Raw genomic sequence first — 21,060 nt, 5'->3', positions numbered from 1 at the left:
TAAGTCTAATTCCATTCCGAATTAGACTTTTTTAGTTTGAACATAATCAATTATTTAACCTAAAAATCACACATCATTCAGAAAAAGGTTGGTTTTTTATGACATTTTTCATAAATTAAAGAAAGATTCATTTAATTACAAATTTTGATTAACAATTTAAAATTTAAATCGTTAGAAAAAATAAAATGTACAATTTGAATCAAAACCAACTCTGAATAAACCAAAAAAAGTAGAAATATGGACTTTTTCGATGATTTATTAAATTCTTCAACTATTCCGACGCAGCAGATTTCTAAAATGCTTGAGGAAGATTTGTTTTGGCAAATTATAGAAAACTCTTTACAAGATTCAAACAATTTACAAGACCAAGAAATACATCTTTCTCATGAATTAGAGAATTTGGTAGCCGAAGATATTATTGGTTTTCAACTTCGCCTTGAATATTATTTATTTGCTTTGCATACACCAGAAGTATGGTGCGCGGCGTGTATTATGAACGATGATACTAATACGGATCATTTTTTCTATTTCAAAAACTGGATTATTTCGCAAGGAAAAGATTTATTTGAAAAAGCAATTGTAAATCCTGATGATTTAGCCGATTATTTTGAAGAAGGTTTTAACGAAGATGATTTGTACGAATTTGATAGTTTTCATTTAATTGCGAATATCGTGTTTAACAGTAAATTTGAACATAATATTATTGATTTTGTAGACAAAGAATGTTTCAACTTTTTTACTGAAAGTGCTGCAAAACCAGAATTTGATTGGGATGACGAAAACTTGACAAATCTTCAAATATTATGTCCAAGATTATTTAAAGTTTTTGTGGAAGATTATTCACCTGATGATGATTTCGACGAAGATTTTGATGACGAGGATGAGTTTTTGTAGGTATTATATGCGAAGCTGAAATAAATTCAGCTTGACATTACTGTCATTCCGAGCTTGTCGAGGAATCTTAGATCTATTTTTTTTCGAAGATACTCATTCTTAAATGACGAAAAATATTAAGACAAAAAAAAGGAACTCAAATTGAGTTCCTTTACTATTTTGATTAAGAATATTCTTATCCTAAAACTTTTGCAACTGTAGCTCCGATATCAGCAGGAGATGCAACAACGTGGATTCCACATTCTTCCATAATTGCCATTTTAGCTTGTGCTGTATCATCAGCTCCACCTACGATAGCTCCAGCGTGTCCCATTGTACGACCTTTTGGTGCAGTTTGACCTGCGATAAATCCTACAACTGGTTTAGTTCCATTCGCTTTAATCCAACGAGCAGCCTCAGCTTCTAATTGTCCACCAATTTCACCAATCATAACGATACACTCAGTTTCTGGGTCATTCATAAATAATTCAACAGCTTCTTTTGTTGTAGTTCCAATAATTGGATCTCCACCAATTCCGATTGCTGTAGAAATTCCGTAACCAGCTTTTACAACTTGGTCAGCAGCTTCGTAAGTTAAAGTTCCTGATTTAGAAACGATACCAACTTTACCTTTTTTGAAAATGAAACCTGGCATAATACCAACTTTAGCTTCTTCAGAAGTGATAACACCTGGACAGTTAGGTCCGATTAATGTTACATCTCTTTGATCAACATAAGCTTGTACTTTAACCATATCTTCTACAGGAATACCTTCTGTAATACAAATAATTACTTTGATACCTGCTTCTGCAGCTTCCATTACAGCGTCAGCAGCGAATGCTGGTGGAACGAAAATAATAGAAACGTCAGCTCCAGCTTGATCAACAGCATCTTTTACAGTGTTGAAGATTGGTAAACCTAAGTGAGTTTGCCCACCTTTACCTGGAGTTACACCTCCTACTACGTTTGTTCCATATTCAATCATTTGTTCAGCGTGAAAAGTTCCTTCTTTCCCAGTGAATCCTTGAACGATTATTTTTGAATCTTTGTTTACTAATACAGACATTGTGATTTTTAATTTACACAAATATAAAAGGACTTTTGGATTTTAAAAAATATTCGATGTAAAAAATACGCTAAGCATTTATTGAAACTGGTCTATTAGCTATAAGATATTTATCATAAAAAAAGCCGACTTAGTTGTCGGCTTCAATTTTAATTTTATTTTTTTCGATAATCTCTTACCATTATTTCTGTCGCGGCAATCTTTTTATATAGTCCACGTGCTTCTTCTGCTGGTGTCCCAAAGTAAGTTTTTCCTCCTTCTAAAGATTTACTTACACCACATTGTGCTAATAAAACAGCTTTTGTACCAATTGTTACACCACTTGTTATCCCAACTTGTCCCCAAATAGACACTTCGTCTTCAACATTTACACAACCTGCAATACCAACTTGAGAAGCGATCAAACATTTTTTACCAATAATTGTATCGTGACCAATCTGAATTAAATTATCCATAATTGTTCCTGCTCCAATAATTGTAGATGCCGAAACTCCTCTATCTATCGTACAGTTCGCTCCTATTTCTACATTATCTTCGATGATAACATTTCCTACAGATTTTAAACGATCAAATCCCGTTGGGCGATTTTTATAATAAAAAGCGTCTGCTCCTAAAACTGTTCCTGAACGGATAATTACGTTATCACCAATAATTGCATAATCATTAATTGATACATTAGAGTGAATCACACAATTTTTACCGATTGTTACATGATTCCCGATAAAAGCTCCTGGCTGAATAATTGTTCCTTCGCCTATTTCTGCTGTATCAGAAATTTGTTTTGTAGCAGGTTCAAAAGCCATAAAATGTTGACCAATTTTCACGAAATCGCGAAATGGATCATCAGAAATTAATAAAGCTTTTCCTTCAGGACAATCTACTTCTTTGTTAATTAATATGATTGTTGCATTAGACTCTAACGCTTTATCATAATATTTTGGATGATCGACAAATACGATATCACCAGCTTCTACACGATGAATTTCATTAATTCCTTCTACAGGATAATTTTCGTCACCAATAAATTTTGCATCAATAATTGCTGCAACTTCTTTTAATTTATGTGTTTGTGGAAATTTCATAATTTCAACTTTTATTAAAGTGTACAAATATAAAAAGAAAAAAGCTGTCAATAAATGACAGCTTTTAGGTTTATTGATTAAAAATCAATTATTTCTTTTTGAAAACCATTGTTTTTACATCATTAGCATACAATACTAACTTACCATTTTGGATTTCGTATTTATTTACATTGTTAAAACGCTCTCCAAATGCATCAGAATCTACTCCTTGACAAGCCATACGTGTAGTTGCGATATTTTTTACGGTCAACGAATTACCAATTGCTAAATAACCTCCAGTCATATTATTACAACCATCATTTCCAGAAACTTGATTATTTTGGAATGTTACAGTTGGTTTTTGATTAGGAAAACGATCATTTAAAGATTTTGCACTTCTATCTTTACCTATAAACTCTTCTAATTCCCAAGTTCCAGCTAAAGTACCAGGTCGTTTGAATCGCATAATTGCAATATCACCTTGGATTAAAGTTAACGTATTATCTTGAATATCATATTTCAAAATACCTTGTAATTTTTTACTAAAATTAGCATCTTGTACACCATTACATGCTTTCATAGTAGACATCATATTACCAAATGTAATTTGATTTCCCTCTACTGTTACACCACCATTTAACGTGTTACATCCATCAGAAGCATTCAGCATTTTATTTGATACAAAATTCAAATATGGTGCTCCCATTGGATAAGCTTCAGCTAAACTTTTTCCATCCTGAGTCATGATATAATCTAACTCCCATTTTCCTAAAATCCCTTCGTTAGAAGCTTGATTATTTGTAATAGGATTTGCAATTGTAGAACAAGAAGATAAAAATCCTGTTGCCATCACTGCTACGAATGTAATTTTTAAAAAAGCTGTTTTCATTTAAATATTTTTCAAGTTTCTTCTTAATATACGAATACCGTACCAATTTTAACAATTTATCTAAAATGGTATAATTATAAATAGATAAATGAATGATGTTAAGAATTTGTTTTAATTTTGAATAAATAATTTTTGATTTTAATTCTCTTATAAAATAATTCAGTTTGATTTCTCAAAGAACAATAGATATAATTTTTGAAACAGCTCGTGTAGAAGAAGTTGTAGGTGATTTTGTAAATCTAAAACGTGCCGGATCTAGTTTAAAAGGTTTGTCTCCATTTGGTAACGAAAAAACTCCTTCGTTCGTCGTATCACCTGCAAAACAAATTTGGAAAGATTTTTCTTCAGGACGTGGAGGAAATGTTGTTTCTTTTTTGATGGAAGTTGAACAATTCTCTTATCCAGAAGCTTTGCGATGGTTAGCGAAACGTTATAATATAGAGATTGAAGAAGATGAAGAATTTTCGGTAGAACAAAAACAAGAAGAAAAAGACCGCGAAAGTCTGTTTACTTTAACCGAGTTTGCAAAAAAATTCTTTGTCAACCAATTACATAATTCTGAAGAAGGAAACTTAATTGGACTAAGTTATTTCCGCGAGCGTGGCTTTACAAAAGAAACCATTGATAAATTTGAGCTTGGTTATTCTCCCAAACAATGGGATGCTTTTGCCGAATATGCAATCAAACAAGGATATTCGAAAGAATTATTAGAAGAATCTGGATTAGTTTCTTTCAAAGAAGATAACAAGAAATTTGACAAGTTTAGAGAGCGTGTCATGTTTCCTATCTATAGTTTTTCGGGGCGTACACTAGGTTTTGGTGGTCGTATTTTAAGAAATGATATCAAAGCTGCAAAATATCTTAACTCTCCCGAAAATAAAATCTACCATAAAAGTAAAACACTTTACGGATTTTATCAAGCCAAACAAAGTATCAGAAAAGCGGATGAATGCTATTTGGTAGAAGGTTATACAGATGTTTTATCATTGCATCAAGCAGGAATTGAAAATGTAGTAGCGAGTTCTGGAACAGCACTTACTAATGAACAAATCCGAATGATTAAGCAAATGACACCTAACATTACTGTAATGTATGATGGTGACAATGCTGGTATCAAAGCTTCTTTCCGTGGAATTGATATGATTTTGGAGCAAGAAATGAATATCAAAGTTCTTTTGTTACCAGAAGGCGAAGATCCTGATTCTTTTGCAAGAAATCATTCTACAAGCGAAATTGAAGCATATATCAAAGAAAATGCGAGCGATTTTATCCGTTTCAAGGTAAATGTTTTGCTGGAAGATGCGCAGAATGATCCGATCAAAAAAGCTGAATTGATTAGAGAGATTGTCAAATCAATTTCGTTGATTCCGAATATTATCAAACAAGAAGTTTATATAGCAGAAACTTCAAAATTATTACAAATTCGTGAAGAGGTTTTATTCAAAGAATTAGCTCAAATACAAAAATCTGGAGATAAAAATTCTGAAAGCTCTACTCATATTACTGATAAAGCTAGAACTAAGCAGCCTATAATTTCTGTTGTTCCATCAAATAAAGAAGTGGTTAATGTTCAGCAAACTGTCGAATCAGAAATCATTAAACTTATTCTACAATATGGTGATTTAGAGGTAGATTTAAAGAACGAAAACAACGAGCTATATAAAACTACGGTAATACAGGAAATAGTTACTCAATTTGACGAAAACGAATTAGTGCTTTCAAATCCTTTGTATCAATCTATTTTAGACGATGTAAAAATTGGACTAGAGAATGATGAATTACGAACTGGTATCTATTTTTCACGTTTAACTAATCCAGAAATGATCAATTTAGCATCAGAAATGATGTTGGAAAAACATAGTTTAAGTGAAAACTGGACCATTAAACAAGGTATCAATATCAAGAAAAAAGAAGAGTTTGTTCACAAAGATTTGTTTGATGTGCTATTAAGATTTAAGATTATTTACATTGACAATATGATTGGAAACTTAATGAATGAAACTAAAAATCCTGAGTTACCTCAAGAACATATCCAACAAATATTGCAACAAATAATGCATTATACTGGATTAAAAAATATCCTAAATCAACATCTTAATCGAGTAATATAATTTAGCAATAATTTCAATATTTCATAACTAATTGTATATTAAGTTTTTATATGTTTTTTGTCAAATATTCTTAAAAAATTTAATAAGTTGAATATTTTTTAACTTTGCTTTAACAAACAATCATAAATCGTCTACTTATAAAGGATTATACCTTCTTCGTGTAGCCTAAATCATCAAGAAATATTATCTAATTGTAAACAAACTCTATTATGTAGTATTTTAGATAAAGATTCAGAAAAAGCTATATATGACAAAAAAGTTTTTAACATTATTAGTAGTACTGATGATTCTTCCAATGGCTAAAGCAAATGGAAAATCAAGCTTTTCTAAAGAAAGTCCACTACCATTACCTGTTTCAACATATGCTAAGAAATTGATTAGCGCTAAATTTGTTGATAAAGTAAATGAAATAAAGAAGATAGATAATTCTTCGGTAGCTGAGATAGTAGAAAAAGCAGGAAAAAAAATAAGTGGAATTGTCTCATGGTATGCAGATAAATTTCAAGGACAAAAAACTTCAAGCGGAGAATTGTATAACAAAGATAACTTTACTGCAGCACACAAAACTTTACCTTTCGGAACTAAAGTAAAGGTAACTAACACAAAAAATGGTAAATCTGTTGTTGTAAAAATAAATGACAGAGGTCCACATACCAAAGCAAGATTATTGGATTTAAGTAAAGCAGCATTTTCATCTATAGGTTCTATCAATTCAGGCGTTCTGAATGTAGAAATGGAGGTAGTTGAATAATTGCATTTTTAGATATTAAAGAAAAAGGATTGAACAATGTTCAATCCTTTTTTATTCGTCATCATATTAATGATGTTTTTTTCCTTTTTTATAATATTTGTTTTGTTGTCCTGGAGCATATTTTTTGGCTGATTTATCACCGTGTATTTTCTTATGTTGTCCTGGAGGTAAACTTCTATGATCTTCGTATCGTACATCATATTTCGGATACTTTTTATATTTACCTTTCTTATGGTTACTATGCTCTATTCCATAAATTGTTGTCGTACCATCACATGAAACTAAAAATAAAGCAGCTAAACCAAATACCAAAACCAAATTAAATTTTCTAAATACTGTTTTCATATCTTTCATCATTTCTTATACTTACTAAGACAATAACCTTACCAAAAAGAAATTAATTAAGTATTTAATAAACTTATTGGAATAATATTTGAGGTTTTACAACTACAAACTCTACATTATGAAAGAAAAAATACAGTATCGATACAAATCAGCTTCTCTAGCTCTGGCTGAATTAAAAGAATTAGGTTACACAATTGATTACAACATTGAGAAAGATCAAATAAAGCAAGATTCTACTAATTTTGATATTACTTATATCTACCGCTACGAAGGTGATTCTAATCCTGATGACGAATCTTCTGTATACGGAATAGTGAATAACATAAACGGAGATAAAGGCGTATATGTAGTTGGAAATCTAGGTACAGATGATGAAGTTGATCACTTTTTAATTCAATTAGAAATTAAAAGACGAACAATAGAATAGTACTATAACTCTGAAAATAAAAAAAGCTCGATACAAATGTATCGAGCTTTTTAGTTTTATAATCATCTTTCTGATTAGAAAGGATATTCATAAATTTTTGATTCGTGGAAGTAAGGGTGACCTTTTGCTTCTAAGTTTAATTTAGAAACTGCATTCATAACTACGAATGTAAAGATTCCTCCGATTCCAACTAATGCTCCAATTTCCATTAAACCAAAGTTGTGGAATGGACCTACAGCTGCTGGCATAATTTGGTTGTAGAAATCCCAATAGTGTCCAAAAATGATAACGAATCCCATCACGAAAACGATTTGGTAACGACGTTTCATACTTGATGAAATTAAAATCAAGAATGGAGCTACTAAATTGATCACTAACATCCAGAAATATAATGGGTATTGTGCCATACGTTGTTGGAAGTATTGAGCTTCCTCAGGAATGTTAGCATACCATTGTAACATGAATTGACAGAACCATAAGTAAGACCATAATAATGAGAAACCGAACATGTATTTTGTTAAATCATGTAAGTGGTTATCATTAAATAACGGTAAAGCGTTCTTTCTTTTTAAGTAGATAGAAATAATTGCCATAATAGAAACCGCAGAAACTAAGTATGAAACCATTCCGTACCACATAAATAATGAAGAGAACCAGTGTGGATCTAAAGACATCACGAAATCCCAAGCAAATGCTGCAGAACATAATGCAAAAATTACTAAGTAGATTACAGATTTTTTGTATAATTGAGCATATACTTTTAAATCTCCGTTTGTCTCGTCTAATTTACGTGTTGCGTTTTTAATTACAGGTAACATTAAAGATAATACTACTAAGTAAATAACACAACGTACTAACCAGAAGTTAGGGCTTAACCAAAGTTGAGCTTTGTTTGCCATGTAAATATCATAATTAGCACTTTTTGTATCAATCAAACTAGCATCCATCCAGTGGAATAAGTGATTCATGTGAAAATAAGATCCTAAAACGATGATACCAACAAGAGCAGAACCAACTGGTAAAAATGATGCGATAGCCTCCATAACACGAGATACTACCATAGACCAACCAGCGTTTGCTACGAATTGAATACATAAGAAAAATAGCGCAGAAGCCGCAATACCAAATGCTAAATAAGCTGGTACATAGAAAGCAGCCCAAGGTCTGTTTTTCAATAAATTTGTCAAATGCTCCATGTGTCCAGCATGATCTGTATTCATAGATGCATAAGAATCTGAAATGTACTCTCCAAAAAATTGTGTTGGATGAGCTTCAATCAAACCGTTAATATATTCAGTTGAATTAGCAACATCTTGTTGATGTAAGAAAAATCCTATCCCGTAAAGTACAACACCTATCACAGCAAGGATAAGCGATGCATTTTTTAATCTTGGGGAAAATGTATATTGCATAATAATTAACTTATTTTATTATTTATTAGTTGCTTTTTCTTCAGTTGCAGGTTTAGCTTCAGCTGTAACCTCTCCAGCAGGAGCAGGAGTAGCAGCAGCTGTTGAACCACCTTTCAAACTCATTACATATTCAGCAACTCTCCAACGGTCTGCAGGAGTCAATTGAGATGCGTAAGAACCCATCGCATTTTTTCCATACATAATTACATGATAAACTGATCCTACAGTAACATCTCTTTCGCTATAATTTGGAACACCAGAATAAGCTTTAGATTTTACAATAGATCCTTGTCCATCACCAGCGTCTCCGTGACAAACGGCACAGTTTTGACCATACATTACTTTACCTCTTTCTAAATCTGCCGCTTTATTAGCTGCGTTAAGAGGAGAAGTAGTTACAGCTTTTGCTTGTGCGTAACCAGCGTTATTATTTTTGAAAGTCCAAGGTAAAATATCACCATCCGTTCTTGCAACAGCTCCTTCTACAGATTCTAATGCAGACATATTATGATTTTTACTCATTACTGGAACTTCAGAGTTTTCTTCGTCATGAGGATAACCAAAAGTAGCCTTTTCATAAGGATCGTAAGCTGTCGGATAATACATATCTGGCATATAAACGATACTTGGATGACGTTTCTTATCAGAACAAGAAGTAATTAAAATACTTCCTAATCCTATAAATAGTGCGATCTTTTTCATTATGCTTCTTGTACTAAATTGTTAACACTTGGTTCTACTACAACATCACCTTTTACAGTTACTTCTTCAGCACCAGTTTCTACAAATACATTTTTGATTTTCTCTACATCAGATGTTTTAATTTCAATTAAGAATTTATCATCTGTTGTACGAGGATCTGGGTTTTTAGCTTTTGCACCAGGATACATTTTGTTACGTACTAAGTAAGTTAATGTCATAAAGTGCGCTGCACAAAATACTGTCAACTCGAACATAATAGGAACGAAAGCTGGCATATTTTGCCCCCAAGAGAAAGATGGTTTACCACCAATATCCTGAGCCCAGTCATGGTTCATAATAAACCATGTCATCAATGATGCTAATGTTGTACCAAATGCACCGTAAAAGAATGCTAGGTCAGAAATACGAGTTTTCTTTAATCCTAATGCTTTATCTAATCCGTGTACAGGGAAGGGTGTATATACTTCATCTATTGTAATACCTTGTTTACGAATAGATTTTACTGCTTTTAATAAATCATCGTCGTCTCCGTAAAGACCATAAACGATTTTAGTGTTCGTGATGCTCATCTTCAGTATGATGTTTTTTATAGCTTTCGCCTGATGATTTCAAAATAGTTTTTAATTCAGACTGTGAAATTACTGGGAATGTACGTGCGTACAATAAGTATAACACAGAGAAGAATCCCATAGTACCTAAGAAGATACCTACGTCTACCCATGAAGGCATAAACATTGTCCAGCTCGATGGTAAGTAATCGCGAGATAAGTTGATAACGATAATATCAAAACGCTCAAACCACATACCAATGTTAACTACGATAGAGATAACAAAAGTCCAGAAGAAGTTTCTTCTGATTGGACGAATCCATAGTAATCCTGGTACTAAAACGTTACAGATAATTAACGCCCAGAATGCCCACCAATAAGGTCCTGTTGCAGCACCTGGAGAGAAGTATGTAAAATCTTCATAACGAGATCCAGAATACCATGCAATCCATAACTCTGTTAAGTAAGCTACTGCTACCATACCACCAGTTACAACGATTACGATATTCATATACTCGATGTGTTTACGAGTAATATAATCTTCGTAATGTAAAACTTTACGCATTACACTTAATAATGTTTGTACCATTGCGAAACCAGAGAAAATTGCTCCGGCAACGAAATATGGAGGATATACTGTCGAGTGCCATCCTTTAATAACAGATGTCGCGAAATCGAAAGATACAATTGTGTGTACCGAGAATACTAACGGTGTACATAAACCAGCTAATACCAAAGATAATTCTTCGAAACGTTGCCAGTGTTTAGCTCCACCACCCCATCCGAAAGCTAAAATTCCGTAGATTTTTTTAGCGAATGGTTTTGTTGCACGGTCACGTACCATAGCGAAGTCAGGAATTAATCCCATCAACCAGAAAACTGTTGATACAGAGAAATACGTAGAAATCGCAAATACGTCCCATAATAATGGTGAGTTAAAGTTAGGCCATAAAGATCCAAATTGGTTAGGAATTGGGAATACCCAATACATTAACCATGGACGACCCATGTGAATTACAGGGAATAACGCTGCCTGTACAACGGCGAAGATAGTCATAGCTTCCGCAGAACGGTTAACCGACATTCTCCATTTTTGACGGAATAATAATAAAACGGCTGAGATTAATGTACCAGCGTGACCGATACCTACCCACCAAACGAAGTTGGTGATATCCCATCCCCAGTTAATCGTTCTATTCAATCCCCAAACACCAATACCTGTTCCTACTGTATATGCAATAGCTCCTACTCCAAAAACGAAAGCAACCATTGCAATACTGAAACATATCCACCACAGTTTACTTGCTGGCGTCTCAATCGGACGTGCAATGTCTTCTGTGATATCGTGGTAGGTTTTATGTCCTAAAATAAGGGGTTCTCTTACCTGTGATTCGTAATGTGACATATTTGTTTACCTTATTGATTCTTTACTAATTAAATTAAGCTTGTTCTTTTCTGTTTCTAACTTTTACTTGATAGATAACATTTGGTTTAGTACCAATTTCTTCTAATAAAACATAAGAACGTTTATCTTTCGATACTTTTCTTACTTCTGATTTATCATCATTGATATCACCAAATTTCATCGCACCTGTTCCACAAGCAGCAGCACAAGCAGCAGCATTCAAGAATTCATCGTCTTTAACGACTCTGTTTTCTTTTTTCGCTTTCAAGATTACAGCTTGAGTTTGTTGGATACAGAATGAACATTTCTCAATTACACCTCTTGTACGTACAACAACGTCTGGGTTAAGTACCATACGACCTAAATCATTGTTCATGTGGAAGTCGTATTTGTCATTATTCGCCCAGTTAAACCAGTTGAAACGACGTACTTTGTAAGGACAGTTATTTGCACAGTAACGTGTACCAACACAACGGTTATAAGCCATCATGTTTTGACCTTGACGACCATGAGATGTTGCACCTACTGGACACACAGTCTCACAAGGAGCGTGGTTACAGTGTTGACACATTAATGGTTGGAAAATCACGTCTGGATTTTCAGCCTCTGGTTTAATTAAACGTGTGTATTGTTGTGGCTCATTATCTGGATCAGATTCTAAAGCGACTTTTTGAGTTAATTTTCCGTCTTTATCTTGGTAAGTTACATCAGAGTAGTAACGGTCAATTCTTAACCAATACATATCTCTTGACATACGCATTTGCTCTTTACCTACAGTTGGTACGTTGTTTTCTGCTTGACAAGCAATCACACACGCTCCACATCCTGTACAAGAGTTCATATCAATTGTTAAATTGAAGTGAGGTCCTGTAGAACGATCAAAACTAGCCCATAAGTCAACCTCTCCTACTGGAGAATCTCCTCTCCAAGTTGGCATTTTAGCAACTGGATTCCATTCTTGACGATCTGTGTTGATGAAATCTGCTAAAGAAACTTCTCTTGCAATTTCATAACGTCCCATCAATGTTGGTTGTTGTTGCATGTTAGCAAATTCGTGCTTATCTGTACGAGAAGATTTTTCAATCTTAGCATTAGTAGCTCCTACATTACCATTGTATAATGCGAAAGCGTTAACCCCTACATTGTTTGCAACTTTACCAGCTTTTGTACGACCGTAACCAAAGGCTAAACCTACAGTTCCGATTGCTTGACCTGGTTGAATGAATACTGGAACGTTTTCTAAAACTACTCCATTAACAGTTAAGTTTACATACTCACCGTCAAATTGCATTCTTCCGTTTGTAACGTTGTAGTTATCTTGAATTTTGATTCCTAATTTTTCAGCATCATTTGGATTAACTGTTAAATAGTTATCCCAAGAGTTACGCGTAATTGGGTCTGGTAATTCTTGTAACCAAGGATTGTTTGCTTGTGTACCATCTCCTAAACCAGCTTTAGAATAGAATTGAATTTCCCATTGTGATGCTTTACCAGCAGCTAATTTAGTAGCAGCGGCAGCAGCAACACCTGTGTTAGCAGTAAATGCAGATGTTTCAGCTGATTCATTATAACCATTGTATAATGCTTTGTTGAAATCTACACCTAACTTAGGTAAAATAGCAGTTTCCCAGTTTTGTTTTACATATAAGTAGAATGGAGAAACTTTTTGTCTTGTAGCAGAAACAGCCATCACCATAATTGGATCATTAGGATCTTCTACTTCTACAACTTTAGTTTGTCCTGTTAACCAAGCGATTAATGAATCTTGAAATTGACGAGAATCAAAAATACGTGCGATTGTTGGTTGTTGTAATGAATAAACACCTGTTAATGGGTTGAAATCATTCCAAGACTCTAAACCGTGAGTTACTGGAGCGATAACGTCCATAACTGATGCAGTTTCGTCTAATTTTTCTACTAAACCAACTTTAAGTCCGATATTTTTGAAAGCAGCTTCAACATCTTTTGTGTCTTTAGCACTATAGATTGGATTTGTTTGGAAGTTTAATAAAACACCAACTTGTCCAGCTTTAGCTTCAGCAACAAATTGTTTGAATGTAGCGTCGTTAGACTCTTTTAATAATACAGCTTTACCAGTAATTGCAGCAGAACCTAATAATTGGTTAATCGCATAAGAAAGAGCGAATGCTTCTTTTGAACCATCAGCCATGACTACAGCTTTAGATTTCTTTGCATCTAATTCAGTTGCAATAGCAATTGCTTCTTTAGAAGTAGCTTTACTAATACCTGCTAATTGATTATAAACTTCAGCCAATACTTTTTCAGTATCAGTTGGTTTTAAAGGATAACGTGTATCTGCATTAGCACCTGTTAAAGATAAAACAGATTCTACTTGGATGTGACGCATCATGTTTGCTCCTGGTTTACGAGCAACACCATAATCACCTTCCATTCCACCACCATTATAATCTCCTAAGAAATCTGCGTTGAAAGAAACAACTAATTCAGCATTCTTAAGATCGTAAAATGGTAATTCTCTTTTTCCGTACACTTCTTGCGCAGCGTCTAATGCGTTTGAATAAGAAACAGCATCAAATACTACGTGTTGCGTTGTAGGATATTTTGTTGCAAATTCAGCAATCAACTTTTTAGTTGTTGGAGAAGGTAAAGATGGAGTTAAAATAACTACTTTCTTTCCTCCAACTGATGCTAAAGCTTTAGTCACTCTTGCATCAAGTTCTTTCCATGTTGTTGCTTTGAACTTACCACCATCATTAGTTAATGGTGATTTTATTTTATCAGAATCGTATAATGATAATACAGATGCTTGAACACGAGCATTTGTAGAACCAAAATAATTAGCGCCTTTATTTGCATCTATACGGATAGGACGACCTTCTCTTGTACGTACTAATACGTTAGCATAGTCATACCCATCAAATACAGTAGATGCGTAATATGTAGGAACACCAGGCATAATATTTTCTGGTTTAACTACATAAGGAACAGATTTTACGATTGGAGCTTCACAAGCTGCTAAAGTAACGGCAGCTGTACTGAAACCTAAAATCTTCAAAAAGTCACGACGTGAAGTTTGACTGTTCTCCATGGCGTTATCATTCCCTAAGAAATTGTCTACAGGAATTTCTTCTGCAAATTCATTGGTAGTTAACTTTTCGTTTAACGTATTGTCAGTTAACTCCTCAAAACTTTTCCAGTAATTTTTCTTCGAAGCCATTTATACTCCTCTCTTTTTTATATTAATAATGACATTTACCACACTCTAAACCTCCGATAGCATCAACTGTAATCTTCGTTGCGTCACCGTACTGTTTTTTCAGTTTCTCGTGTAGTTCTGCGTAATATTCTTTGTTATACTCGTTGTCCATATCTACCTCAGTAGTTCTGTGACACTCAATACACCATCCCATTGTGAAATCATTCGCCATTTTAACTTCGTTCATTTCATCAACACGTCCGTGACATGCGAAACAAACTTGTTCTCCTGAACCAATGTTTAATTCTTTAGAATTTGGAATAGTACCGTCTTTAATTGCTTTTTTGATTGCTTTCTCTCCAGCTACAACGTGTTGTGCGTGGCTAAAGAAAACGAAATCTGGCATATTGTGAATGCGAACCCATTCGATTGGTTTTTGTGGACCATCGTATTTATTCGTTTCTGGATTCCAACCGATTGCTTTATACATTTTCTGGATTTCACCTGTATAGAAGTTTTTAACAGCTTCTTCATCAGCAAATTTACCAGAAGTGATTAGTTCTTCTTCGAAATAATCTCCTTTGTATTCTTTGATTGTTTTGTGACAGTTCATACACACATTTGGTGAAGGAATACCTGACACTTTACCGTATTTAGCAGAGCTGTGACAGTATTGACAATCGATACCTTGTACACCTGCGTGAACTTTGTGAGAGAAATAGATTGGTTGTTCTGGCTCGTAACCTTTATCAACACCAATTCCCATTAATCCCCAGTACACATTGTACAATGCGAAGAATGCTAATACAGCGATTAAAACTCCACCAACTTTTTGGTATTTTTGGAAGAATTGAGCGAAAGAGAAAGCAGCTTTTTCATCTGATACATTTAAATCATCTGTTGCTGTTGCTTTAACTAATGCATTAACGCGAACCAAAATCCACAATAATAATGCAGCTAATACAACAAATCCTACTGCGATAACTCCCGTACCAGCTCCACCACCACTTCCGGCAGCAGCAGCTTTAGCAGCAGCAGCTTCTTTCTTTTTTGCAGCTTTTGCATCATCAAAAGCCTTTTTACCACCATCAGGATCGGCAGTATATGCTAAGATATTATCAATATCACCATCAGATAAGTTAGGGAATGCTAACATCTCTGTGTTATTGTACTCAGCGAAAATTTTGTTTGCATACGCATCTCCAGATGCGCGTAAAGCTTTGTTGTCCTTAATCCAAGCGTGTAACCACTCTTTTCCAAGTCCAGCCTCTTCTTGTACGCGTTTCTCAACATTACGTAATTCTGGCCCAATTAACTTACCATCAATCTGGTGACATGCAGTACAGTTGGCTTCGAATAACTCGTAACCTTTTCCTGCATCTTGGGCATTTGCTAGAGAGAACGTCGACATAATAATCGCGCAGCTCCATAAACGTATTCTTTTTAGAAATCTTGCCTTCATTTACTTAAAATAATCTCAGTTCGTTGTTTCTTTTAACTAGTTTTTATTTGAACACTTAACTAACAGCAAAAATAGCTTCAATACTTAATAAAATCATAAAGTTTACATACTGAACTTTGTCATTGAGCTTAATTTAAAACAATTCTAAATTAATTGTTAAAAATTATAGCTCTATAAACTTTCCTTATTCTCAATTGTTACAATGATTTGTCTTAAAGTTAGTAGAATTCTGTACAATCATTTAACATAATTAATAAAATCACTCTTGTTTTATCTATTTTTAAATTGAGTAATAAATGCTTAATCAAATTTGTTCTTTGATAAAAATTGGAACAATATTAGTAGTAAGAAAATAAAGTAATCGTAAAATTAAATAACTTAATTGTTAAGAAGTATATTTGCACAAATTAATTCATCCTATGAAAAAATTTATCGTTTTATTCTTATTCGTCTTTTCTGCTTCTGCTTTTGCACAAGAAAAGATTGATACTGTACAAATTATTAATAATGGTACATTGAATATGGAAATTGATAATCGTATAAATACTGTTTTAAAATCCAAAGAAGACGCTGTATGTACTTATACTGCTCCTATTAAGAAAAACACAGAGAAAAAACCTGTTGTTGTAAAATCAAATGATCCTTGTGCGGGAATGCCACAGGTGAATGGATTTAAAATTCAGATTTATTACTCAAAAGATAGAAAAGATGCTGACAAGGTAAGAAATGAGTTTGATCGTTCTTATCCTGATATGTCTTCTCAGGTTGCGTACTATCAGCCAGATTATCGTGTTTTAGTTGGAGATTATTTTACAAAAGGATCTGCTTCACGTGATATTCGCCGTTTAAAATCTAAATACAATAGTGCATTTTCTATTCCATTCAAAGTTTTGTGTAGAAAAGCGAAATAACATAATTTACAAAGCATAAAAAAAGCGTTATCAAATGTTGGTTTGGTAACGCTTTTATTTTTTTATGGTAATAATTAGTAGACGATTCATTTTGATTTTGCATTTAATTATTGAGATATGTATTACGTCCTTCTATTTCGAGATGAATTAATGCATTTGCTAAATTATTCTGAGCAAAACCTAAATTTCCGGCAACTAAAACTCCTTTCTCTCCAGTCGAAATTTTTTCAATTCCGTAAACAGTCGATTCATCGTCCGGATTTGAATTTCCATCGTAACGATAAATGTAAATAATTCTGAAATCATGTGGATGATCCATTAATTCGCTTTCAAGCAAATTAAAATCTTCTTGATATCCTTTTTCAGCCAACTCTCTGAGCGCTATACTCGAAGTTTCGTAGTTAAATTGCCTTCTTTCAAACATAATTTATTTTATTTAAAAATTAATAATATCTAAACTAACTATTTGTAAAACAATATTTTGTTAAAGAATAGTTAATCATTTTTCTCTTGATAAAATTTAACTTTTCTAAACATTTATTGTATTCGAATTAAGTTATTACTTTTGAATAAATTTAGTACTATGATTTTAGAAAAATTAATGAATAACGAGGCAAATTTTGCAGATGTTATTGAATTTATAGAAAATAATTACACCTATACAGCTTCTGCTTTTACAAATGGTAATCAGGTAAATGCTGCAGATCAAAATCAAGGAAGTGCAAAAGTATTGGCTTATGCTCAACTTAACAATTTATCACAAGAAGACACGTTGAAATTATTTGCAGAACATTATAATGCAGTTCTTGAAACGCCAAACGGAACTGATCATAATAATATAAGACAATTTATTGAAAATGGTTGGAACGGCGTTTCTTTTGAAAACAATGTTTTAACAGAGAAGTAATAAAAAATCCTTACAAAGTAACTTGTAAGGATTTTTTGTGTAAAAATGATATATTGAATATTAAAAGGGCGCCATAAAACTGATGACATAATCATCAATTGATTTTCCGTTTTGATCTTTTATTTCTAAATCGACCGGAACTTTATAAGATGTCAAATCTTTTTTCGGAATTTTAATTTTGATTAAACCTTGTTTCAATTCACCTTCATCTATTTTGATAAATTGACCTGGCTCGTTCAAAATCTCCGTTTTTCCATTTTCGAAAGATTTTACTTTAACCGTTAATTGATAAGGATGATTTGTTTTATTCATTAAATTATATTGTAATGTATTGGTAATATAATTTCCTTCAACTGTAAAATCTTTTCCAGGAACTTGTAAAAACTTAACCTCAACCTCACTTCTGTTCATCATGAAGACTCCCATCGCTGCAATCATTGCAACCAAAATAACAGTAAAAGAGATCAATCTTGCATTAATTCGGAAAGGTTTTCCTTCGGCTATATTATCTTCAGAAGCATATTTTATAAGCCCCTTAGGTAAATCAATTTTCGTCATAATCTCGTCGCAGGCATCCATACAAGCTGTACAATTGACACATTCTAATTGCGATCCATTTCTGATATCAATTCCAGTTGGACAAACTGCAACACATTGTCCGCAATCTATACAATCTCCTTTACCTTCTGCTTTTCTATCCTCGTTCTTTTTAAATTTTGAACGACCTTTTTCTCCTTCTCCTCGGCGGTAATCGTAAGCGACTTGAATTGTTTTTTTATCAATCAAAACACCTTGAAAACGACCATAAGGACAAACTAGTGTACAAGCTTGCTCGCGAAACCAAGCGAATACAAAATAAAATAACCAGCTTACAATAAAAACACCAATAAATTTACCACTATGTTCTGCAGGACCATCTTTTATCATTTCGATTAAAGCATCTGCTCCAACGATATAAGCCATAAAAATATTGACAACGAAGAATGAAATAAAGTAATAAATAATCCACTTACTTCCGCGCTTCAGTATTTTTTCTTCGTTCCAATCTTGTTTATCTAAACGAATTTGCTTGTTACGATCGCCTTCTATTAAAAACTCTATTTTTCTAAAAACAAATTCTAAGAAAATTGTCTGAGGACAAACCCATCCACAAAACAATCTACCATAAACAGTCGTAAATAGAATAATGAAAACCACACTAACAATCATACCAAATGCTAGTAAGAAAAAATCTGTTGTAAAAAATGGATATCCAAAAAGTACAAAGTTTGTATTAAACACATCAAACTTAAAAAGTGGATTTCCGTTTGGTAATTTAATAAAAGGAAGCACAACTAACAAAACCAATAAAATGGTTGAAACGATTGTACGATAATTCGTATATTTCCCAGACGGCTTCTTTGCGTAAACCCATTTTCTTGTACCATTTCTCTCCATTGTAGCAACTTCGGTACGAAATTTTTCGTTTTCCTCTGCTACATTAAATTGAATATTTTGATTCAAATTACTCATACTCTTGTATTAGATTGCAAAGTTACTTCCCAATACCTACTTTATCTTGGCACTATTTATGCATAATATGGTATTATTTACAGAATGATAAAAGTCATTCTGATCTCAACCACCTAAATATATTATCTATGAAATCTTACCTCCTACTACCTTTGTTATTCTTTTTCAATTTCGCATTGTCGCAAGATGTTTACAACGCAAAAACAGTTGATCAGTTTCCTATTTATCCAACTTGTCAAGATTCTATCAATGATTTACCAAGCTGTTTTGATAAAAACTTGAACGATGATGTACAGAAAAAACTCTCTGCAATTAAACTAGATAAAATAATAAAAGCTTCGGGTCGTATTTTTACAAAAGTGAATTTCGTTATCAATGAAGAAGGAAACTTTAGCGACATTAAAGTTTCTGGAAACGAAATTTTAGGACGAATTGTAGGAGAAGTTTTATTAAGAATTAATCAAGAACAAACAGAAAATAATTCAAAAATTACACCTGCAAAAGTAAATGGTAATTCAGTTAAACTAAATTACAGTTTACCAATCGAATACTCTTTGAAATAAATTCTTAGTTATAGTATTGTTTACGAAATTGTTCGGGAGTAAAATTGGTGTACTTCTTAAAGAATTTGACAAAATAAGATGCATCTTGAAAGTTTAAATCATAAGCAATTTCACTCACAGATATTTCCTTATTAACCAGCAATCTTTTTGCTTCTAAAACAATACGAGTTCGTATTAATTCTCCAGCAGAAATCCCTAAAATATCTTTACACATTGCGTTAAGATGATTTGGTGTTACATGCAACAATTCTGCGTATTCTTTTGGTAATTTTTTAGTTTTGAAGTTTTGGTCAATCAAATTCTGAAAATTATCCAACAACACAGAAGATTGATTATTTTTAGCTACAAGATCACTTTCTACCAAATTTCGATCAATATCTATAAATAAATCAAGTAAAGTAAATCCAATTTTTAAATTTGAAAATGTATCATTTAATTGATTTTCAACCATCATTTTCTCAAAATAAGTAGAAATTGTAGCTCTCAATTCGGGCTTTATTTCAACAACATGATCTTGAACTCTGATTGATTGAAGAAATCTAAATTTTTGAAGTAATATTGAATTTATTCCAATCCAATCCAAAAAATTAGCAGAAAAATTAACTACAAATCCATCATATTTTTCTTTAAAATGCCATTGATGTACTTGTCCTGGTTTCATAAAATACATTGTACCAGCTTTCGCTTCAAACTTCTCAAAATCAATCAAATGCTCACCGCTTCCTTCTGTAAAAAAAACCAAATGATAATAATGATGATTATGCACTTGCTGCAAATGTGGATTACTTTCGACATAACCTCTAAAAAAGTCGATAGAAAACAATTCGTTACTATTTTTTTCTGTATTTAAATTACAAATATCAAAAACTGGAAATTGCTGTTTATCCATTCAATTCAATGCATTAGTTTGTAAAAATACGAAGAATTGATGTTGTTT

Annotated in this window: 20 protein-coding genes; 7 read left to right on the top strand and 13 right to left on the bottom strand. The window is 32.9% G+C overall.

Annotated features, from left to right (window positions below):
* The first annotated feature begins 237 nt into the window (after positions 1-237).
* Positions 238-894: a DUF4240 domain-containing protein gene (locus QHG34_RS08390; protein ID WP_282629730.1), complete on the top strand. Its 657-nt coding sequence runs from the start codon at positions 238-240 to the stop codon at positions 892-894.
* Positions 895-1,069: 175 nt separating this feature from the next.
* On the opposite strand, the gene sucD is transcribed toward QHG34_RS08390, so the two are convergent.
* The 3 genes from sucD to QHG34_RS08375 all read right to left on the bottom strand — a co-directional run bounded on the left by sucD (position 1,070) and on the right by QHG34_RS08375 (position 3,889).
* On the bottom strand, positions 1,070-1,939 hold the full coding sequence (gene sucD, locus QHG34_RS08385) for a succinate--CoA ligase subunit alpha (RefSeq protein ID WP_282629729.1): 870 nt from the start codon (positions 1,937-1,939) through the stop codon (positions 1,070-1,072).
* 155 nt (positions 1,940-2,094) lie between these two features.
* Positions 2,095-3,021 (bottom strand): UDP-3-O-(3-hydroxymyristoyl)glucosamine N-acyltransferase, encoded by a 927-nt coding sequence (locus QHG34_RS08380; RefSeq protein WP_282629728.1) that lies wholly within the window; start codon positions 3,019-3,021, stop codon positions 2,095-2,097.
* Positions 3,022-3,109: 88 nt separating this feature from the next.
* Positions 3,110-3,889 carry an META domain-containing protein gene (locus tag QHG34_RS08375; protein WP_282629727.1) on the bottom strand — a complete coding sequence of 260 codons (780 nt, stop codon included), beginning with the start codon at positions 3,887-3,889 and terminating at the stop codon, positions 3,110-3,112.
* Positions 3,890-4,053: 164 nt separating this feature from the next.
* Between QHG34_RS08375 and dnaG the strand changes: the two genes are divergently transcribed.
* Complete coding sequence (gene dnaG / locus QHG34_RS08370) at positions 4,054-6,000, top strand: DNA primase (protein ID WP_282629726.1); 1,947 nt, start codon at positions 4,054-4,056, stop codon at positions 5,998-6,000.
* Between the two features lie 247 nt (positions 6,001-6,247).
* The gene (locus tag QHG34_RS08365) at positions 6,248-6,751 is read left to right on the top strand and encodes a septal ring lytic transglycosylase RlpA family protein (protein ID WP_282629725.1); all 504 of its coding nucleotides are present in this window, start codon (positions 6,248-6,250) and stop codon (positions 6,749-6,751) included.
* Between the two features lie 66 nt (positions 6,752-6,817).
* Here QHG34_RS08365 and QHG34_RS08360 read toward each other — a convergent pair whose 3' ends face one another.
* Positions 6,818-7,096 carry a hypothetical protein gene (locus tag QHG34_RS08360; protein WP_282629724.1) on the bottom strand — a complete coding sequence of 93 codons (279 nt, stop codon included), beginning with the start codon at positions 7,094-7,096 and terminating at the stop codon, positions 6,818-6,820.
* Between the two features lie 118 nt (positions 7,097-7,214).
* On the opposite strand from QHG34_RS08360, the gene QHG34_RS08355 reads away from it, so the two are divergent.
* Positions 7,215-7,523 (top strand): hypothetical protein, encoded by a 309-nt coding sequence (locus QHG34_RS08355; RefSeq protein WP_282629723.1) that lies wholly within the window; start codon positions 7,215-7,217, stop codon positions 7,521-7,523.
* A 74-nt stretch (positions 7,524-7,597) separates the two neighbouring features.
* Here QHG34_RS08355 and QHG34_RS08350 read toward each other — a convergent pair whose 3' ends face one another.
* The 6 genes from QHG34_RS08350 to QHG34_RS08325 are packed head-to-tail and all read right to left on the bottom strand — an operon-like array spanning position 7,598 to position 16,230.
* Positions 7,598-8,935: a hypothetical protein gene (locus tag QHG34_RS08350; RefSeq protein ID WP_282629722.1), complete on the bottom strand. Its 1,338-nt coding sequence runs from the start codon at positions 8,933-8,935 to the stop codon at positions 7,598-7,600.
* A gap of 18 nt (positions 8,936-8,953) precedes the next feature.
* Complete coding sequence (locus QHG34_RS08345) at positions 8,954-9,637, bottom strand: c-type cytochrome (RefSeq protein ID WP_282629721.1); 684 nt, start codon at positions 9,635-9,637, stop codon at positions 8,954-8,956.
* Entirely contained in the window at positions 9,637-10,206 is a 570-nt protein-coding gene (locus QHG34_RS08340) for a DUF3341 domain-containing protein (protein ID WP_407080907.1), read from the bottom strand. Before QHG34_RS08340 ends, QHG34_RS08345 begins: the two co-directional genes overlap by 1 nt.
* On the bottom strand, positions 10,187-11,590 hold the full coding sequence (nrfD, locus tag QHG34_RS08335) for an NrfD/PsrC family molybdoenzyme membrane anchor subunit (protein WP_282629720.1): 1,404 nt from the start codon (positions 11,588-11,590) through the stop codon (positions 10,187-10,189). The genes QHG34_RS08340 and nrfD overlap by 20 nt, the downstream gene beginning before the upstream one ends.
* A gap of 34 nt (positions 11,591-11,624) precedes the next feature.
* On the bottom strand, positions 11,625-14,789 hold the full coding sequence (locus QHG34_RS08330; protein ID WP_282629719.1) for a TAT-variant-translocated molybdopterin oxidoreductase: 3,165 nt from the start codon (positions 14,787-14,789) through the stop codon (positions 11,625-11,627).
* A 22-nt stretch (positions 14,790-14,811) separates the two neighbouring features.
* Positions 14,812-16,230 carry a c-type cytochrome gene (locus QHG34_RS08325; protein WP_282629718.1) on the bottom strand — a complete coding sequence of 473 codons (1,419 nt, stop codon included), beginning with the start codon at positions 16,228-16,230 and terminating at the stop codon, positions 14,812-14,814.
* Between the two features lie 419 nt (positions 16,231-16,649).
* On the opposite strand from QHG34_RS08325, the gene QHG34_RS08320 reads away from it, so the two are divergent.
* Positions 16,650-17,141 (top strand): SPOR domain-containing protein, encoded by a 492-nt coding sequence (locus QHG34_RS08320; protein ID WP_282629717.1) that lies wholly within the window; start codon positions 16,650-16,652, stop codon positions 17,139-17,141.
* A gap of 103 nt (positions 17,142-17,244) precedes the next feature.
* On the opposite strand, the gene QHG34_RS08315 is transcribed toward QHG34_RS08320, so the two are convergent.
* A complete protein-coding gene (locus QHG34_RS08315) occupies positions 17,245-17,565 on the bottom strand; it encodes a hypothetical protein (protein WP_282629716.1) in 321 nt (106 codons plus the stop codon).
* A 159-nt stretch (positions 17,566-17,724) separates the two neighbouring features.
* Here QHG34_RS08315 and QHG34_RS08310 point away from each other — a divergent pair, with 159 nt between their 5' ends.
* The gene (locus QHG34_RS08310; protein ID WP_282629715.1) at positions 17,725-18,048 is read left to right on the top strand and encodes a HopJ type III effector protein; all 324 of its coding nucleotides are present in this window, start codon (positions 17,725-17,727) and stop codon (positions 18,046-18,048) included.
* A gap of 60 nt (positions 18,049-18,108) precedes the next feature.
* On the opposite strand, the gene ccoG is transcribed toward QHG34_RS08310, so the two are convergent.
* The gene (gene ccoG / locus QHG34_RS08305) at positions 18,109-19,560 is read right to left on the bottom strand and encodes a cytochrome c oxidase accessory protein CcoG (protein WP_282629714.1); all 1,452 of its coding nucleotides are present in this window, start codon (positions 19,558-19,560) and stop codon (positions 18,109-18,111) included.
* Between the two features lie 128 nt (positions 19,561-19,688).
* On the opposite strand from ccoG, the gene QHG34_RS08300 reads away from it, so the two are divergent.
* Positions 19,689-20,123, top strand: coding sequence for an energy transducer TonB (locus QHG34_RS08300; protein WP_282629713.1), 435 nt, complete (start codon positions 19,689-19,691; stop codon positions 20,121-20,123).
* A gap of 4 nt (positions 20,124-20,127) precedes the next feature.
* On the opposite strand, the gene QHG34_RS08295 is transcribed toward QHG34_RS08300, so the two are convergent.
* Positions 20,128-21,012, bottom strand: a complete 885-nt coding sequence (locus tag QHG34_RS08295; RefSeq protein ID WP_282629712.1) for a helix-turn-helix domain-containing protein — start codon at positions 21,010-21,012, stop codon at positions 20,128-20,130.
* Between the last annotated feature and the right edge of the window lie 48 nt (positions 21,013-21,060).

Origin of the sequence: Empedobacter sedimenti, assembly GCF_030005555.1 — a bacterium.
Lineage (GTDB): Bacteria > Bacteroidota > Bacteroidia > Flavobacteriales > Weeksellaceae > Empedobacter > Empedobacter sedimenti.
The sequence above is the reverse complement of the archived record's forward strand: the minus strand, read 5'-3'. Positions and strand labels throughout refer to the sequence as shown.

Bases quoted from the DNA above. Each gene is read 5' to 3' on its own strand.
- QHG34_RS08325 (WP_282629718.1), bottom strand. From the start codon at position 16,230: ATGAAGGCAAGATTTCTAAAAAGAATACGTTTATGGAGCTGCGCGATT.
- sucD (WP_282629729.1), bottom strand. From the start codon at position 1,939: ATGTCTGTATTAGTAAACAAAGATTCAAAAATAATCGTTCAAGGATTC.
- QHG34_RS08295 (WP_282629712.1), bottom strand. From the start codon at position 21,012: ATGGATAAACAGCAATTTCCAGTTTTTGATATTTGTAATTTAAATACA.
- QHG34_RS08315 (WP_282629716.1), bottom strand. From the start codon at position 17,565: ATGTTTGAAAGAAGGCAATTTAACTACGAAACTTCGAGTATAGCGCTC.
- QHG34_RS08375 (WP_282629727.1), bottom strand. From the start codon at position 3,889: ATGAAAACAGCTTTTTTAAAAATTACATTCGTAGCAGTGATGGCAACA.
- QHG34_RS08345 (WP_282629721.1), bottom strand. From the start codon at position 9,637: ATGAAAAAGATCGCACTATTTATAGGATTAGGAAGTATTTTAATTACT.
- ccoG (WP_282629714.1), bottom strand. From the start codon at position 19,560: ATGAGTAATTTGAATCAAAATATTCAATTTAATGTAGCAGAGGAAAAC.
- QHG34_RS08320 (WP_282629717.1), top strand. From the start codon at position 16,650: ATGAAAAAATTTATCGTTTTATTCTTATTCGTCTTTTCTGCTTCTGCT.
- QHG34_RS08310 (WP_282629715.1), top strand. From the start codon at position 17,725: ATGATTTTAGAAAAATTAATGAATAACGAGGCAAATTTTGCAGATGTT.
- QHG34_RS08380 (WP_282629728.1), bottom strand. From the start codon at position 3,021: ATGAAATTTCCACAAACACATAAATTAAAAGAAGTTGCAGCAATTATT.
- QHG34_RS08340 (WP_407080907.1), bottom strand. From the start codon at position 10,206: ATGAGCATCACGAACACTAAAATCGTTTATGGTCTTTACGGAGACGAC.
- nrfD (WP_282629720.1), bottom strand. From the start codon at position 11,590: ATGTCACATTACGAATCACAGGTAAGAGAACCCCTTATTTTAGGACAT.
- QHG34_RS08355 (WP_282629723.1), top strand. From the start codon at position 7,215: ATGAAAGAAAAAATACAGTATCGATACAAATCAGCTTCTCTAGCTCTG.
- QHG34_RS08300 (WP_282629713.1), top strand. From the start codon at position 19,689: ATGAAATCTTACCTCCTACTACCTTTGTTATTCTTTTTCAATTTCGCA.
- QHG34_RS08330 (WP_282629719.1), bottom strand. From the start codon at position 14,789: ATGGCTTCGAAGAAAAATTACTGGAAAAGTTTTGAGGAGTTAACTGAC.
- QHG34_RS08360 (WP_282629724.1), bottom strand. From the start codon at position 7,096: ATGAAAACAGTATTTAGAAAATTTAATTTGGTTTTGGTATTTGGTTTA.
- QHG34_RS08365 (WP_282629725.1), top strand. From the start codon at position 6,248: ATGACAAAAAAGTTTTTAACATTATTAGTAGTACTGATGATTCTTCCA.
- QHG34_RS08390 (WP_282629730.1), top strand. From the start codon at position 238: ATGGACTTTTTCGATGATTTATTAAATTCTTCAACTATTCCGACGCAG.
- QHG34_RS08350 (WP_282629722.1), bottom strand. From the start codon at position 8,935: ATGCAATATACATTTTCCCCAAGATTAAAAAATGCATCGCTTATCCTT.